Origin of the sequence: Pseudomonas cichorii (genome assembly GCF_015471405.1) — a bacterium.
In the GTDB taxonomy this organism is placed as follows: domain Bacteria; phylum Pseudomonadota; class Gammaproteobacteria; order Pseudomonadales; family Pseudomonadaceae; genus Aquipseudomonas; species Aquipseudomonas serbiensis.
Genome location: NZ_BLVZ01000019.1, coordinates 21,959 through 36,129 on the forward strand (window position 1 = coordinate 21,959; position 14,171 = coordinate 36,129).

Sequence of the window (14,171 nt, forward strand, 5' to 3'; positions counted from 1 at the left end):
AGCGGCCTTCCGGGCTGCGCTCGTTATGGTGTCATGACAGGGCTGAAGAGGGCGGCGCCCGGCTGCGGGCATGCAGGAAGGCGCTCTGTCGCGCATGGCTTTGCCGGGTGATGGCGACAAAGAAGTCGGAGGGTTTGGGAGGTGCGGCAGCTACCAGTGTCAGTACTTGAGGCAGAGCGGGGCAACTGAACAGCAAGGTGCAGTAGCCACATTTGGCCCACAGCGCGTGATCGTCCATGCCCGTATCGACAGGCTTGGGATGCTCACTGCCGTGGTGGGCGTGGTGCGTCTCCATATCCATGGAGGCTGGCATCGACATGGACATACCGGCGTGATGCTCCATCGGCATCGACTGGGAAACCAGTGGGCCGATAAAGATCATCAACATAGCGAACAGACTCAGCCACGTGCCCCGGGCTTTACGAGACGTGGATGAGCGGACGCGATCAGTGCGCATGGCGCTCAAGTCAGGCAGTCACTCAATGCTTGTGTTCAGGTTCCTGCTTCTGGATCACGACTTGTACGTCGATATCACCAGCTTTCTCGAAGTGCAGCGTCATTGGGAAACGCTGGCCGAGAGTGAGCATAGACCGGTCTTTGATATCCAGCAGCATGACGTGATACGCCATGGGCGCAAAGCTGACCTTGGCACCGGCTGGAACCTCGACTGACGGAACCTGGCGCATTTTCATCAGACCGTCGGCCTGCACGTGCTCATGCAACTGTGCCTGGCCTGCGATCGGGGTCTTGACGCTGAGCAGGCGGTCGGCACTGCTGCCTTTGTTCTCGATGGTGAAATATGCCGCGACGGTCGGCGCATTCGGTGGCAGCTCCATGGACCACGGGTGGCCGATCAGCAACTGGCCGCCTTTGTATTCGTGGGCATTGGCAAAACAGGCAGGCAGCAACAATGCAGCCAGCATGAGGGCTTTCTTGAACATGGGTGATTCTCCGGTCAATTCATTCAGGTGCTTCAAGACACGTGCGCAGTGAATGTCAGGCTGGCGGAGAGGCTCGGGGATTAGCGCTTGGCCATTGCTGGCGGGGCGAGGTGTGGGTCAGGAATATGGCTTGCGGAAAGTAATCCGGGCCAGGTCGCGTCTGCGGGCCATGGGTAAAGCCTGAAGGGATGACGACCACGATCGAACCTGAGCAGCATGCACAATGTTGCATGCTGGCGTGTTCTTCATGGTCAGGGATGCTTTTTGCAGTATCGCCCAGGGAAATCGCCACCAGACGTGTGCCACTGCCACTACAGAAACTGCCCCACAACAACTGCTCACCCTGAACGCGCGGTGCGCTCGGTGACAGCGGCATGGCCAGCAGGCTGAACAGCACCGCAAAGCAGGCAATCCAGACCGATGTTGTCCGACGTTGGGACATTACGGTTTCCGTTTTATCGAAGGGTCCAGTCAACTCCGCCATTTAGCCTGAACGGGGGCGATAAGTAAAAAGGGAGACGTGTGGCCGGGTGTCGCGGCCAGATGCCTCTCAATGCTTGCATGCCTCAGTGAGAGGGGCCTTGGCTGCGACAGGACTCGATGACGGCGGATGGATACTCAGGGGTTCATCCGTTCGGTCAGTTTCCGGGTGGCGTAGTAATCGGCGGCGATAATCTCATCGGTGCGTATCGGGATATCCCTGTCGATGGCGTAACTGAACAACCCGCCCTTGCGCCCGCCGTCACTGGGTTGCCAGTCAGCATAATCATAAGCCCGCCCGCTGTTGCGGTCTTCACTGATATCGTCCCATCTCGGGCCGCGCTCTTCATAAAAGGAAAAGCCCGGAACAAACTTTCTAGCCGGCAGGAAGTCCTTGAAACTGTCATATACAGGGTCCATCTGGCTCAGGTCTCTTCCATAAGCCTGTAAGAACAGATAGTCGATCATTGTAGCGGTTGCCCTGAAAAGAGGATCTGTACCCGTTCTATTGGTATCAATAATGAGAAGTTTGCCTGTGCCGGACAGCGGGCCAAGATACCTGGAGAATAAGGTGCAGATATTGACGGTTTTGAGATGTTCAGCAGGGGTTAGCGTTCGCTCGAAGTCTATATCGAACCCGTCAAGTTGGTAGGCGTTTATATACGTATCCATTATGAAGTCGACGTACTTCTGATGCCCGGCGGGATTGTCAGGGTAGTTGACGTTGTCGAGAAGCCCTTGGATGCCCTGGGTAAAGACCACTTTAGTGCCATTGTTGTGCAGGTGCGGGACGTAGACATCCTTCAGCGCCTGCCAGTAAGGGTTTTCAGGCGGTGTCTCCACAGGAAAGACCAGGACGATATCGAGGTTCTCAGGAAGTTCGTTCATGGCGGTTTTATTGACGACAGGGTCTGTGGCTTTATCGCGCCAGGTTCTAAAGTAACCCGCCATGATATTCTCGTTGTTCATGTGTAATTCCTTTTACGTGGTGAACTCCTTGAAAATTCTAGTGCTGATACTCAGGGGTATTAGTTGTACGGTTGTTTTTTCTGATGTGAGGTGGTTGGGGCGATGAGCGGAAACGAATACTTATACATGTCATGAAGCGGGAGGGACCCGCTGATTCAAAGAAATTGCAGCGCCTTCAATGCCGTCTCGCTAATGAGTCCGTTCCTGCTTGAGGGCATTAAGTACTTCTTCGACGCTACTCAGCACCCGATCCACCTCTGGCAACACAGGCCGTTTCAACACCAGCACCGGCAACCCACGCTCCCGGGCGACTTCCAGTTTGGGTTCGGTGGAGCTGCTGCCGCTGTTCTTGCTGATCAGGACATCGATCTGGCGGCGCTCGAACAGGGCGCGTTCGTCTTCGAGGTGGAAAGGTCCGCGTGCGCCTATCACTTCGCAGCGTTCGTTGCCGGGGTATGGGTCCAGGGCGCGGAGGGTCCAGAACTGGTGCTCAGGGATTTCGTGCAGGTGCTGCAAGGGCTCGCGGCCCAGGGTGAACAATGGGCGTCTGAATGTCGCCAGGGCCGTAATCAGTTCTGACCAGTCGGCCACTTCGCGCCAGTCATCACCCGGGCCTGGCTGCCACGCCGGACGACGCAGTGCCCAGCACTCGATCCCGGCCAGCTCCGCCGCGACGGCAGCATTGCGGCTGATCTGTGCTGCATAGGGATGGGTGGCATCCAGCAACAGGTCGACACCCTGTTCACGGATGAATTGCGCCATGCCTTCAGCGCCGCCATAACCGCCAACCTTGAGCTGGCAGGTCAGGTCCGTCGGCACGCGGCCAACACCGGCCAGACTGTAGATGTGCTCCGGCCCCAGGGTTCGGGCGATGGCCAGTGCTTCAGTCACGCCACCCAGCAGCAATATGCGTTTCATGCAGTCACTCCGGCTTTTCCGACAATACCGCCCTGACGATCAATGGCGAAAACCTCTACCTGAACCTGCGCGGGGACTACGCTGCGGGCGAAGTCCAGAGCGTGCTGGCAGACCGTATCGCCCAAAGGCACACCCGCCGCCGTGCTCATGGCCAGTGCTTGCTGGCTGGTATTGGCGTCGCGAATCTGCTGCTGCAACCTTTCATCGGCCCCTGCATCCGCTGCCCATTGCGCCAGTTGCGGCAGGTCGATGCTGGAATGACGGCTGTGCAGGTCCATATGACCGGCAGCCAGTTTGCTGATCTTGCCGAAGCCGCCGCAGATGCTCAGTTTATCCACAGGCACCTTGCGCAGATGCTTGAGCACCGCGCCTACGAAGTCGCCCATTTCGATCAGGGCGATGTCCGGGATCCCGTAGACCCTGCGCATCGTGTCCTCGCTGGCGTTGCCGGTGCAGGCGGCGATATGCAGGTAGCCATTGGTCTTGGCAACATCGATACCCTGATGGATGGAAGCGATGTAAGCCGCGCAGGAAAACGGCCGGACAATGCCGCTGGTGCCCAGAATCGACAGCCCGCCGAGAATGCCCAGGCGCGGGTTCATTGTTTTCAGCGCAAGCGCTTCACCGCCTTCGACGCCGACCGTCACCTCGAAACCGCCCGCATAGCCCATCTCTTGCGCCAGCCCCAGCAAATGCTCGGTCATCATGCGCCGTGGCACCGGATTGATGGCGGGTTCGCCGACATTCAAGACCAGACCGGGGCGTGTCACCGTGCCCACTCCCGAGCCGGCGACAAAGCGCACGCCAGGCTCGGCATCAAGCCGCACACGGGCAAATACCAGTGCGCCATGGGTCACATCGGGGTCGTCCCCGGCGTCCTTGATGGTCGCGGCTTCCGCGCCATCTTCGACAAGACGGCAGAACTCCAGACGCATCTGCACCTGTTTGCCCTTGGGCAATACGATCTGCACCGCATCGTTGACCTGCCCGCCGAGTAACAGGCGAGCCGCCGCCAGACTGGTCGCCGTGGCGCAGCTGCCGGTGGTCAGGCCACTGCGCAGAGGGGCGGGCTGTTCGGCGGTTTCTTCACGCATCAGGGCTTGACCACATCCAGCAGGGTAATGGGCAGCGCCTGACGCCAGGTGTCGAACTCCCCCAGAGGTTTGGCATGGGCGACATGGATACGTGTCAGCTCGCCGCCATGCTGTTCGCGCCAGGCCATCAGGGTGACTTCGCTTTGCAGGGTCACGGCATTGGCGACCAGCCGGCCACCGGAGCGAAGTTGCTTCCAGCAGGCCTCCAGCACGCCGGGGCGGGTAACGCCGCCGCCGATGAAGATGGCATCGGGTGTTTCAAGGCCGTTCAGTGCTTCGGGCGCACTGCCGCGCACCAGTTGCAGGCCCGGCACGCCCAGAGCATCACGGTTGAATTCGATCAGATGCTGACGGCCTTCATCAGCTTCAATGGCCAGGGTGCGGCAGGTGGGATGGGCGCGCATCCATTCGATGCCGATGGAGCCACAGCCCGCACCTACATCCCAGAGCAGTTCGCCGGGCACGGGGGCCAGGCGCGCCAGCGTGATTGCCCGTACATCGCGTTTGGTAAGCTGGCCGTCATGCTCGAACGCCGAGTCCGGCAAGCCCGCCAGGGTGCTCAGACGTGGGGCGTCGATGTCTGCGCGACAGTCGATGGCCACCAGATTCAGCGCCGCTGTTTCCGGGTTGCCCCATTCACTGGCCAGCCCGTCGATACGCCGCTCGGCCTCGCCGCCCAGATGTTCAAGTACGGTCATCTGGCTCGGGCCGAATCCTCGCTCGCGCAACAACCCGGCAATGGCCGCCGGGCTGCTGCCATCGTTGCTCAGCACCAGCAGGCGCACACCATGGTGAAATTGTGAGTTCAGGGCGGCCAACGGACGGGCAACTACCGAAAGCGTGACGACTTCCTGCAACGGCCAACCCAGACGTGCCGCAGCAAGGGAATAAGAGGACGGGGCCGATACGATGCGCATCTCTTCGATGTCGACCACGCGGGCAAGGCTGGCGCCGACACCAAACAGCATCGGATCACCGCTGGCCAGTACACAGACTTCGGCACCGCGCTGCTCCAGCACCGGGTTCAGGGAAAACGGGCGGGGCCAGTTCCTGCGCTCTGCACGAATGCAGCGCGGCAGCAAGGCGAGCTGGCGCGGGCTGCCGAACACCTGATCGGCGTTCAGCAGCGCATGCCGGGCATTCTTGCCCAGGCCTTTGTAACCGTCTTCCCCGATTCCCACGACTGTCAGCCACGGCGACATGTACATCCCTCGATCCAAACTTCCGACAGAGCGTCTTTTCATGCTGGCGGACAAAGCAGGCATAATACCGCGCCCGATAGGCACATGTGCCTATTGAAGCGGCAACCAGGGTCCAGAAAGTCCAGATCGGGTGATTCATTGAACGAGCCGAAGTACGCTCGCAAGTCCTCCATAACCATTCGCCCCTCGGCCTGTCCGGGGTTGCTGCGTATCGTCCCGGCTCTGGACGGCGGAATCTGCCGGATCAAGCTGGCCGGTGGCGTGATCAGTGCCGCTCAGGCGTTGGCGGTGGCGCAGGCTGCGAGTACTTATGCTCAGGGCGTGATCGAGGCGACCAACCGGTCCAACCTTCAGATTCGCGGGATCGGCGCCGATCATGGCGGGTTGATCCAGTCGCTGATGGCTGCGGGGCTTGGTCCGGCCAATCCTGACAGCGACGATGTGCGCAACCTGATGCTCAGCCCGACCGCCGGCCTGGATCCGCACATGCTGTTCGATACCCGGCCGCTGGCGGCGCAGATTCTGACTTCTCTGGAAACGCACTCACGCTTTCATGAGCTGTCGGCCAAGTTTGCCCTCTCGCTGGATGGTGGCGAGGCGCTGGTCATGCTGGAACATCCTCATGACCTGTGGCTTTCGGCGCTGGCTGTGGACGGTGAAGTGCTGCTGGCCTTCGGACTGGCGGGTTGCCCGGCCCATGATCGACCGTTGGCGGCGGTGCCTCTGGCGAGCGGGCATGAGTTGGTTATCGCGTTGCTGGAACTGTTTCTCGATCTGGCCCGCGCCGAACACACTCGCATGCGGCATTTGCTGGCTGAAGTGCCAGTTGCGGAAATTCTGCGCCAGTTGTCTGAGCGCTTGAGCGTTGCGCTGCGGGTTGATCAAAAAATAATCGAATGGCAGCGTTCGACGAACGGCGATAGCCATCATGTCGGCATTTATCCACAGGCGCAGCCGGGGCTGGTGTCAGTCGGTGGTGTCGTGCCCCTTGGGCGTCTGGATCCCGCGTTGCTGAGCGCTGTCGCCCGACTGGCCGGCGAAAAGGGCGACGGAACCCTGCGTTTTACGCCCTGGCAAAGCCTGTTGCTGCCCAATGTGCCCGGCGAGCAAGCACAGGAGGTGGCGGCGGCATTGCAGGCGGCAGGCCTGATCTGTTCGAGCGAACAGCCGCTGTCGCGCATCGTGGCCTGTACCGGTTCGGCAGGCTGCGGCAAAGGGCTTGCCGATACCAAGGCCGATGCGTTGCTGCTGGCCGGGCAGTTGCCCCGCAATGAAGCAGCGCACCTGACCGGCTGTGGTCGCTCCTGCGCCGCTGCGCATGTCGCGCCTGTGACTTTGCTGGCGGTTTCGCCGGGTCATTACGACCTCTATTTTCGCGATGCAGCACACCCCGGTTTCGGCGTGCTGCGTGCGCGTGACCTCACTATTGAAGCAGTTGGCGCGCAGTTGGCCGCCCACTCACGGAGCAGTTCTGCATGATTGATTACATCCGCGATGGTCAGGAGATTTATCGCAACTCCTTCTCGATCATTCGCGCCGAAGCGCGTCTGGACACGATCCCGGCCGATCTGGAAAAGCTGGCTGTGCGTGTGATCCACGCCTGCGGCATGGTCGAGGTCATCGAAGACCTGCGTTTCTCGCCGGGTGCCGGAGCTGCCGGGCGTCAAGCACTGGCGGCGGGCGCGCCGATCCTCTGCGATGCGCGGATGGTGTCCGAAGGCATCACCCGTTCGCGGCTGCCGGCCAACAATCAGATCATCTGCACCTTGCATGACGAAGGCGTTCCGCAAATGGCCCGTGAGCTGGGCAATACCCGTTCCGCCGTGGCGCTGGAGCTGTGGCGTCCGCACCTGGAAGGTAGCGTTGTGGTGATCGGCAATGCACCGACCGCGCTGTTCTATCTCTTGGAAATGCTTGATGCAGGTGCTCCGAAACCGGCGTTGATCCTCGGTTTTCCGGTGGGCTTCGTCGGTGCTGCCGAATCCAAGGCCATGCTGGCCGCCGACAGCCGTGGCGTGCCTTTCGTCATCATGCAAGGCCGTCGTGGCGGCAGCGCCATGGCCGTTGCGGCGGTCAACGCACTGGCGACGGAGATCGAATGATGCAGGCTCGTGGTCGATTGATTGGCCTGGGCGTCGGCCCCGGCGACCCGGAACTGATTACCGTCAAGGCGCTGCGTCTGTTGCGCGAATCGCCTGTGGTGGCCTACTTCGTGGCCAAGGGCAAGAAAGGCAATGCGTTCGGTATCATCGAAGGTCATTTGCAGGAAGCCCAGACGCTGATGCCGCTGGTGTACCCGGTGACCACCGAAGCGCTGCCAGCGCCGCTGTCCTACGAGCAGGTCATCAGTGACTTCTATGACGAGGCCAGCCTGGATGTGGCGGCGCATCTGGATGCCGGTCGCGATGTGGCGGTGATCTGTGAAGGCGACCCGTTTTTCTACGGCTCCTACATGTACCTGCATGACCGTCTGGCCGAGCGTTATGAAGCTCAGGTGATTCCGGGTGTGTGCTCGATGCTGGGCGGTGCGTCCGTGCTGGGTGCGCCACTGGTGTATCGCAATCAGAGCCTGTCAGTGCTGTCCGGCGTGCTGCCGCACGACGAGCTCAAGCGCAAGCTGGCCGACGCCGATGCGGCGGTCATCATGAAGCTGGGGCGCAACTTTCCCAAAGTGCGAGATGTGCTGGCAGAGCTAGGCATGGCCGGGCGTGCGCTTTATGTCGAGCGCGCCACGATGGTCAATCAGAAGATCGTGCCGCTGGATCAGGTCGACCCCATGTCGTCGCCTTATTTCTCGCTGATTATCGTTCCCGGCGAAAGGTGGCAAGGCTGATGGTCCAGAACATTCCAGCCATTGTGATTCTGGGCAATGGCAGCCTGGCTACCGCGCGACGGATTCAGCAGCTTTACCCGGATGCACTGATTCATGGTCTGGCCGAGCGTGTGCAGGGAGCGGACAGCACTTACAGCGAATTTGGCACGACTCTGCGCCAGCTTTATCAACAGAACACGCCGATCATTGCCCTGTGCGCGGCCGGTATCGTGATTCGGACTCTGGCACCACTGCTGCTGGAAAAGGGTGCCGAACCTGCCGTGCTGGCCGTGGCCGAAGACGGCAGCGCAGTCGTGCCGCTGCTGGGCGGGCTGGGCGGGGTTAATGTCATGGCTCGTGAAATAGCCGCTGGCCTTGGCGTTGCACCGGCTATCACCACCAGTGGTGAGCTGCGTTTCGGCACCTGCCTGCTCAACCCGCCCAATGGTTATGCCTTGGGCGATCTGGAGCTGGGCAAGCGCTTTGTTTCCGATCTGCTCTCCGGCGAGCACGTACGCATCGAAGGCGCGGCACCGTGGCTGGCCCAGGCGCAACTGCCGGAAGATCCCCACGCGGATCTGGCGATTCATGTGGGTTGTGCCGAGCGCGAGCCCTCAAGCAACGAATTGCTGATTTACCCGCGCAGCGTGCTGGTTGCGGTCAGTGAGACAGGCCCGGAACTCGCTGACAACGTGCGGGCTGCCTTGCACGAAGCCAGAGTCGCCGTGCAATCCCTGGCCTGCCTGCTGGCCGGAGATGCTCAGATGGCCGATGCTGATTTGCATCAGGCCGCAGCCGGTTTGGGTGTGCCAGTGCGTTTTGTCAAAAGCGAAGCCGCCAGCGAGATGGCCCGGCATGCGGTACCGCAGCTGCTGCCGCCAATCAGTGTGGGCGAGGGCATTGCGATTGCCGTTGCCCGCCAGCCACTGGATGTTCAGCAGATCGGCCGTGGACGCGGACGGCTTGCGGTCATTGGTCTGGGGCCTGGCGCTGCCGAATTCATGGTGCCTGCGGTCAAGGCCGAACTGGCACGTGCCAACGACGTGCTGGGTTATGAAACCTATGTGCGTATGGCCGGGCCATTCCGTGCCGATCAGGTGCTGCATTGCACCGACAACCGCGAAGAAATGATGCGTGCTCGCCATGCGTTTGAACTGGCGGCGCAAGGTCGCTCGGTGGTGGTGGTGTCGTCCGGTGATCCGGGTGTGTTTGCCATGGCCTCGGCCGTGCTTGAGGCATTGCATGAATCCAGTGACCCTCAATGGCATGCCGTTGAGCTGGAAATCCTGCCGGGCGTCTCTGCTTCCCTGGCGACGGCTGCCCAGGCTGGCGCGCCCTTGGGGCATGACTTCTGTGTCATGTCGCTGTCGGACAACCTCAAGCTTTGGGATGTGATCGAAAAGCGTCTGGACCTGGCATCTCAGGCTGACCTTGCGTTGGCTTTCTACAACCCGATCTCGCGCTCTCGCCCTTGGCAACTGGGACGGGCGCTGGAAATCGTGCGCCAGCACCGTAACCCTGAAACGCCCGTGACGCTGGGGCGTGATATCGGTCGTCCGGGGCAGACCCTGCGTGTCATTACCCTGGGTGAGCTGACGCCTGAGCAGGTGGATATGCGCACCATGGTGCTCATCGGTTCTTCGACCACCTGCACCTTTGCCCGCCCCAATGGCGAGCGATGGGTGTATACGCCACGCTGGTATCCGGTAAAACCGGGTAGTTGATGTTGTTTGTGAATGAATTCGCTCCGGCAGGCTATAGGAGCGAGTTCATTCACGACGATAAAGTAAGAAGTCTCTTTAATCCCTGCGGGTCGTTGTTTATTGTTGTTGTAATCTTGTACTTTTAGCCGTTTTCTGTGTTGTGCAGCTGCGTCAGCTTGGCTAGTTTCATATCCTTGTTTCTATAAGGATGTAGATAATGGCAAGTCAAGACTTCAATGCCCTGATAGCGGGCAATACTATCGTGTCTTTCTCTTCGACTGTTTCAAGACAGGCCCGTGAAGATATTGCGGATATGCTGCTGTATGCCGAGTTCTTTGCGACCCAGAGTTACCGGCCAAACGAGTTCTGGACCAGTTGGCTCAACTATTACCGCAGTACCCTGGTCCGTTCAGGGTGCAAACTGAAAAGTCAGATCGTCAAGGAGCCGATGGTCATTACCGGTGCTGAAGAGCTGGATAGCATCAGTTTCGATATCACCGGTTCAGTGCGTGTCGACAACCTGCTGGAACTCACCCGGCGCTCATTCAAGGCGGCGCGGCTCAATCAGTATGCGCGGCATTTCTTTCAGTACGGGTCGGGTTCGGGATCGGTCGGTAATTTTCAGATCGTGCCCTGCGAAGAGGTTGCCGGGGAAGTACATCTCCTGCTGTGCGGTCTGCATGCCAGCTCGACCATTACCTCGGATAGTCGCGGCGGCGACTCGTGGATCAATCGCGAGATGGTCGTGCGCCTGGGGGGTGGTGTCTATGCGTTCAACAGGACCGTTTTTGCTTCGCAAAGGGAGCGTATCCGCGCCAGATTGAAAGCTGTCGGTAACCTCAATATCCGTCAGATAGACATCTGAATTATTTGCTTACAGCAGAGACTGTAAGAAATATCCATTGATGTGCTGGGTATTTGGGTTGCTCTGATGTCATCCAGGTTCTTTGATGGTGAAGGGCCTGAATAGGATTTTTAAAACAACGCCCGTTCTGCTCCTTTACTTATCTTGTACTTGTGGGGTGTGCGGTATTTATTTGTTATTTCTCTATATGCCTGTCGAGGTCCTACTTTTTGCAGTCGGCGGCTTTTGCACGGTATGGAGAAACCCGAATGCATGGAGTAGCTTTGAGTTGTCCTTCAAGGATGAACCCAACTTAAAAAAGGAACTTGAAATGTTTGATGAAGTTGAAAAAAGCAAGATCGAAATCGCTAACTGTGACCTGGGTGACTGTGATCACCAGGAACATGTCGATAACAAGAGGAAGTCTCTCGGCCTTATGGAAGTGGATGAGAAGAATCCCGGTGCTCTGGTGGCCGGAGATACCGTAGTCTCTATCGTTTCCGGCATGTCCAAAGAGAACAAACAGATTATCAAGGACAGCGTTCTGCTCGCTTCGCTGGCCGCCAACAAGAAGTACCGGGACAGCAATGAGAATGCCGTGCAGTGGTACGAAACCTTCACCAAGGTGCTGGGTTACTGCGGCTGGTTCTCCCAGTCCAAAGAGCTTTCGGACTATCGAAGCAGCAATACCCGTTTCACCATGGAACAGGAAGCGCTCAAGATTCTGGAATCGGCCATCGTTGCCATGGCAGTGCCAGGCCCGACTTCTGTATTGCTGCTCAAGGTCGCGAAGGACACCGTGAAGGCACTGCAAGCCAGTGACAAGCCTCTGCGGTTGTTCGAGAACTCAAGCAAAACCCATAAAAGTGCCAAGTTCACTATCGCGTCCGCAGCCGAGTCCAGTGATGGTGAAGTGGTCATGGCGATGGGGGCCGTGAACTTCGTTACCTCTCAGGACATAACCAACGTGCTGTTCTGGGAATGGAACAATGCTTCTGTGCGCATCAAGCGTGCCGAGAACAATCTGGTCCTGAACCTTCAGCATTATGCGCGGGTAAAGGGTGAGGTCGAGGCGAAGCTGACGGCAAATGCCCGATCTGCACTGGCTGAGTTCGAGATTTGACGAGGTGTTGAGCCGCGGTTCGCCGCGGCTTTTTTTCGATGAGCGTAATGAGGGAATCTTATGTGCAAGGGAATGCAACAGCGTTATATCAACGCAGGCAGCCTGTTCTTTTTTTCCAGCGGCGTATCCTCTTCATTCAAGTCGGATGTGCTGGACTGTAGCCTGTATAGCCAGTTGGCCGCCTCGGCCAGGCATGAGAAGTTTGCCGAGCCTGTCGAATGGCGTCAGACCTATCTCAGTGCTCTGACCCGGTTTCGCTGCAATATCACCTACCGCGAGGTGCAGGATGCGCCCCTGGAGTACACAGGTTCACTGTGGGACTACACCAGGGAAAAGCTGGCCAGTCGAGTGCCTTTGCCGTTCATCGAGCAGGCAGAGCGCACCCTGAAGCACTTTGTAAGTGGCACCGAAGAGATTGCCGCCAAGGCTTTGTTTATTGAACAGACGACCCGCTGTCTGCCGGCCCCGAGGCTTCCCGGGTCGACGGCAGAGTTGGCCTCGCCCGACAGGCAGGATTGCTCCATAACCCTGCAACTGGGGTTTGTCGATGTCGAGCCGGTGCTCAACCTGATCATTCTTTCGTTCCAAAGCACGCCACTCGCAGGTGAAATGCCGCTTTCGCAATTGTTCGCCCGACCGGACAGCTTGAAGAATCTGGAGATCGCAACTGTTTCGGCCGAGCTGGATGAACACGGCTTCGGTTATTTCAGGAAGGATCTGGTCGCCAGGCTGGGTGAAAGACGTGATCAGTTGATTGTCGATCTGGGGGAGGGCGAGTGATGAATTCAAACTCTCTGTTGATGGCCAATAACCTGGTTTCTTTCCTGCCCGGCATTGATGCGCAGGAGCGTGCGGATATTCAGGACTGCCTCTTGCTGGCCGAGCTGTGTGCTTTCGAGGCTTATGACCGCAAGAGAAACTGGGAGGGCTGGATCAATGCGTACCAGCAGAAGCTGGTGACGTGCGGGCTTTCACGCACATCGGTGATTGATCAAAAGTCCGCGGTCTTCAATAAACCCAAGGATTTCCAGCGTCAGGCCGCGTTGCTTGTGGCCCGTATCACTTCTCCCCGGCTTGCTGAACTGGCGAAATCTTCGCTTCAGCTCATGTTCAACAGCGAGCATGCAAAAGACTTTTTCAGCAGTTGGTTCAGTGTGGGGCGCTCCGAAAGCTTTCAGATAGTGCCTTGCGAGAAACGAGAGTCCGGGCAGATTCATATCGTGATCTGTGGGCTGCAAATGATCAGCCTTACCAAGCCAAAACCCTGGTACTCATGGATATCCAGGATTCCCATGTGGCCGCTCAATTATGAAATGAGGCTGTTGCTCAAGGGCGGCGGCTTCGTCTTCGACAGCGCTCAATACGCTTTGAACCGCGACCGTGTGCGAAAGGAATTACAGGGCAGGGGAGCGGAGCGTATCAAGCGCATTCCGCTCTGAGGTCTCAGGGAACCAGATACCCTCTGACACCGGTAAAAATGATCTGCGCTGCCAGAGCACAGACGAACAACCCCATCAGGCGGCTGACAATCTGCAGGCCCTGGTCACCGAGGATGCGTTCGATTCGATCAGACAGATACAGAACGACTCCAACGCTGAAACTGGCCAGGGCAATACTCAGAATGGCGGTGAGCTTGTCGTCCCAATGAGGCTGGCTGACGCCCATGACCAGCAGCGCACCGATGGTGCCGGGGCCGACGGTGATCGGTATGGTCAAGGGAACGATGGTGACATCCTGCTGGATGTTATCGGTCTGGACCGCTGATTTGCCTTGCGCCATGCCCAGTGCCGAAATGAACAGCACGCTGCCAGCGCCAATCCGGAAGGCATCCACAGTGATGCCGAATACATCGAAGATCACTCGCCCGAACAGATAGAGCAGCACGCTGGAAATCAGTGTCGCCAGTGCGACCTTCCACGCCAGGCGCCGTTGTTCCTTGCGCGAGTGGCCGCGTGTCAGGCTGATGAAGCAGGAAAGAACGAAGAACGGGCTATAGAGCACCAGCATCTTCAAATAAACGCTGAACAGCACATGGAGCATGATCTTGGCTCACGGCAGCAAGTGGGGAGAGGCAGGCAAGTCTAT

General features: G+C 58.7%; 16 protein-coding genes. 8 read left to right on the top strand and 8 right to left on the bottom strand.

Features of this window, described 5'->3' with window-relative positions:
- Positions 1 to 31: 31 nt before the first annotated feature.
- The 7 genes from JL015_RS24660 to cbiE form a co-directional block, all read right to left on the bottom strand.
- The gene (locus JL015_RS24660) at positions 32 to 457 is read right to left on the bottom strand and encodes a DUF2946 domain-containing protein (protein ID WP_201020335.1); all 426 of its coding nucleotides are present in this window, start codon (positions 455 to 457) and stop codon (positions 32 to 34) included.
- A gap of 22 nt (positions 458 to 479) precedes the next feature.
- The gene (locus JL015_RS24665) at positions 480 to 941 is read right to left on the bottom strand and encodes a copper chaperone PCu(A)C (RefSeq protein WP_201005043.1); all 462 of its coding nucleotides are present in this window, start codon (positions 939 to 941) and stop codon (positions 480 to 482) included.
- A gap of 55 nt (positions 942 to 996) precedes the next feature.
- Complete coding sequence (locus JL015_RS24670) at positions 997 to 1,383, bottom strand: DUF2946 domain-containing protein (RefSeq protein ID WP_201005041.1); 387 nt, start codon at positions 1,381 to 1,383, stop codon at positions 997 to 999.
- Positions 1,384 to 1,559: 176 nt separating this feature from the next.
- Entirely contained in the window at positions 1,560 to 2,390 is an 831-nt protein-coding gene (locus JL015_RS24675) for an EndoS/ChiA family endoglycosidase (protein WP_201020336.1), read from the bottom strand.
- 189 nt (positions 2,391 to 2,579) lie between these two features.
- Positions 2,580 to 3,308, bottom strand: coding sequence for a cobalt-precorrin-6A reductase (locus JL015_RS24680; protein ID WP_201020337.1), 729 nt, complete (start codon positions 3,306 to 3,308; stop codon positions 2,580 to 2,582).
- Positions 3,305 to 4,402 carry a cobalt-precorrin-5B (C(1))-methyltransferase gene (locus JL015_RS24685; RefSeq protein ID WP_201020338.1) on the bottom strand — a complete coding sequence of 366 codons (1,098 nt, stop codon included), beginning with the start codon at positions 4,400 to 4,402 and terminating at the stop codon, positions 3,305 to 3,307. The genes JL015_RS24680 and JL015_RS24685 overlap by 4 nt, the downstream gene beginning before the upstream one ends.
- Positions 4,402 to 5,604 carry a precorrin-6y C5,15-methyltransferase (decarboxylating) subunit CbiE gene (cbiE, locus tag JL015_RS24690; RefSeq protein ID WP_201020394.1) on the bottom strand — a complete coding sequence of 401 codons (1,203 nt, stop codon included), beginning with the start codon at positions 5,602 to 5,604 and terminating at the stop codon, positions 4,402 to 4,404. The genes JL015_RS24685 and cbiE overlap by 1 nt, the downstream gene beginning before the upstream one ends.
- A 138-nt stretch (positions 5,605 to 5,742) precedes the next feature.
- On the opposite strand from cbiE, the gene cobG reads away from it, so the two are divergent.
- From cobG to JL015_RS24730, 8 genes are all read left to right on the top strand, one after another.
- Complete coding sequence (gene cobG, locus JL015_RS24695) at positions 5,743 to 7,083, top strand: precorrin-3B synthase (protein WP_307726278.1); 1,341 nt, start codon at positions 5,743 to 5,745, stop codon at positions 7,081 to 7,083.
- Entirely contained in the window at positions 7,080 to 7,706 is a 627-nt protein-coding gene (locus tag JL015_RS24700; RefSeq protein WP_201020340.1) for a precorrin-8X methylmutase, read from the top strand. The genes cobG and JL015_RS24700 overlap by 4 nt, the downstream gene beginning before the upstream one ends.
- Positions 7,703 to 8,437, top strand: a complete 735-nt coding sequence (locus tag JL015_RS24705; protein ID WP_374063481.1) for a precorrin-2 C(20)-methyltransferase — start codon at positions 7,703 to 7,705, stop codon at positions 8,435 to 8,437. Before JL015_RS24700 ends, JL015_RS24705 begins: the two co-directional genes overlap by 4 nt.
- Positions 8,437 to 10,140: a precorrin-3B C(17)-methyltransferase gene (cobJ, locus tag JL015_RS24710; protein ID WP_201020341.1), complete on the top strand. Its 1,704-nt coding sequence runs from the start codon at positions 8,437 to 8,439 to the stop codon at positions 10,138 to 10,140. The genes JL015_RS24705 and cobJ overlap by 1 nt, the downstream gene beginning before the upstream one ends.
- A gap of 196 nt (positions 10,141 to 10,336) precedes the next feature.
- Complete coding sequence (locus JL015_RS24715) at positions 10,337 to 10,984, top strand: hypothetical protein (RefSeq protein ID WP_201020342.1); 648 nt, start codon at positions 10,337 to 10,339, stop codon at positions 10,982 to 10,984.
- A 310-nt stretch (positions 10,985 to 11,294) separates the two neighbouring features.
- Positions 11,295 to 12,086, top strand: a complete 792-nt coding sequence (locus JL015_RS24720; protein ID WP_201020343.1) for a hypothetical protein — start codon at positions 11,295 to 11,297, stop codon at positions 12,084 to 12,086.
- A 72-nt stretch (positions 12,087 to 12,158) separates the two neighbouring features.
- Positions 12,159 to 12,866 carry a hypothetical protein gene (locus JL015_RS24725; protein ID WP_201020344.1) on the top strand — a complete coding sequence of 236 codons (708 nt, stop codon included), beginning with the start codon at positions 12,159 to 12,161 and terminating at the stop codon, positions 12,864 to 12,866.
- Positions 12,866 to 13,525 (top strand): hypothetical protein, encoded by a 660-nt coding sequence (locus JL015_RS24730; protein WP_201020345.1) that lies wholly within the window; start codon positions 12,866 to 12,868, stop codon positions 13,523 to 13,525. Before JL015_RS24725 ends, JL015_RS24730 begins: the two co-directional genes overlap by 1 nt.
- A 4-nt stretch (positions 13,526 to 13,529) precedes the next feature.
- Here the strand turns inward: JL015_RS24730 and JL015_RS24735 are convergent, their stop codons facing one another.
- Positions 13,530 to 14,126, bottom strand: a complete 597-nt coding sequence (locus tag JL015_RS24735; protein WP_201005026.1) for a MarC family protein — start codon at positions 14,124 to 14,126, stop codon at positions 13,530 to 13,532.
- Positions 14,127 to 14,171 lie beyond the last annotated feature (45 nt).

What these genes read in the sequence shown, in the direction of transcription:
- JL015_RS24700 (WP_201020340.1), top strand. Translation starts at nt 7,080, where the DNA reads ATGATTGATTACATCCGCGATGGTCAGGAGATTTATCGCAACTCCTTC.
- cbiE (WP_201020394.1), bottom strand. Translation starts at nt 5,604, where the DNA reads ATGTCGCCGTGGCTGACAGTCGTGGGAATCGGGGAAGACGGTTACAAA.
- JL015_RS24725 (WP_201020344.1), top strand. Translation starts at nt 12,159, where the DNA reads ATGCAACAGCGTTATATCAACGCAGGCAGCCTGTTCTTTTTTTCCAGC.
- JL015_RS24665 (WP_201005043.1), bottom strand. Translation starts at nt 941, where the DNA reads ATGTTCAAGAAAGCCCTCATGCTGGCTGCATTGTTGCTGCCTGCCTGT.
- JL015_RS24680 (WP_201020337.1), bottom strand. Translation starts at nt 3,308, where the DNA reads ATGAAACGCATATTGCTGCTGGGTGGCGTGACTGAAGCACTGGCCATC.
- JL015_RS24715 (WP_201020342.1), top strand. Translation starts at nt 10,337, where the DNA reads ATGGCAAGTCAAGACTTCAATGCCCTGATAGCGGGCAATACTATCGTG.
- JL015_RS24675 (WP_201020336.1), bottom strand. Translation starts at nt 2,390, where the DNA reads ATGAACAACGAGAATATCATGGCGGGTTACTTTAGAACCTGGCGCGAT.
- JL015_RS24685 (WP_201020338.1), bottom strand. Translation starts at nt 4,402, where the DNA reads ATGCGTGAAGAAACCGCCGAACAGCCCGCCCCTCTGCGCAGTGGCCTG.
- JL015_RS24730 (WP_201020345.1), top strand. Translation starts at nt 12,866, where the DNA reads ATGAATTCAAACTCTCTGTTGATGGCCAATAACCTGGTTTCTTTCCTG.
- JL015_RS24705 (WP_374063481.1), top strand. Translation starts at nt 7,703, where the DNA reads ATGATGCAGGCTCGTGGTCGATTGATTGGCCTGGGCGTCGGCCCCGGC.
- JL015_RS24735 (WP_201005026.1), bottom strand. Translation starts at nt 14,126, where the DNA reads ATGCTCCATGTGCTGTTCAGCGTTTATTTGAAGATGCTGGTGCTCTAT.
- JL015_RS24720 (WP_201020343.1), top strand. Translation starts at nt 11,295, where the DNA reads ATGTTTGATGAAGTTGAAAAAAGCAAGATCGAAATCGCTAACTGTGAC.
- JL015_RS24670 (WP_201005041.1), bottom strand. Translation starts at nt 1,383, where the DNA reads ATGTCCCAACGTCGGACAACATCGGTCTGGATTGCCTGCTTTGCGGTG.
- cobJ (WP_201020341.1), top strand. Translation starts at nt 8,437, where the DNA reads ATGGTCCAGAACATTCCAGCCATTGTGATTCTGGGCAATGGCAGCCTG.
- JL015_RS24660 (WP_201020335.1), bottom strand. Translation starts at nt 457, where the DNA reads ATGCGCACTGATCGCGTCCGCTCATCCACGTCTCGTAAAGCCCGGGGC.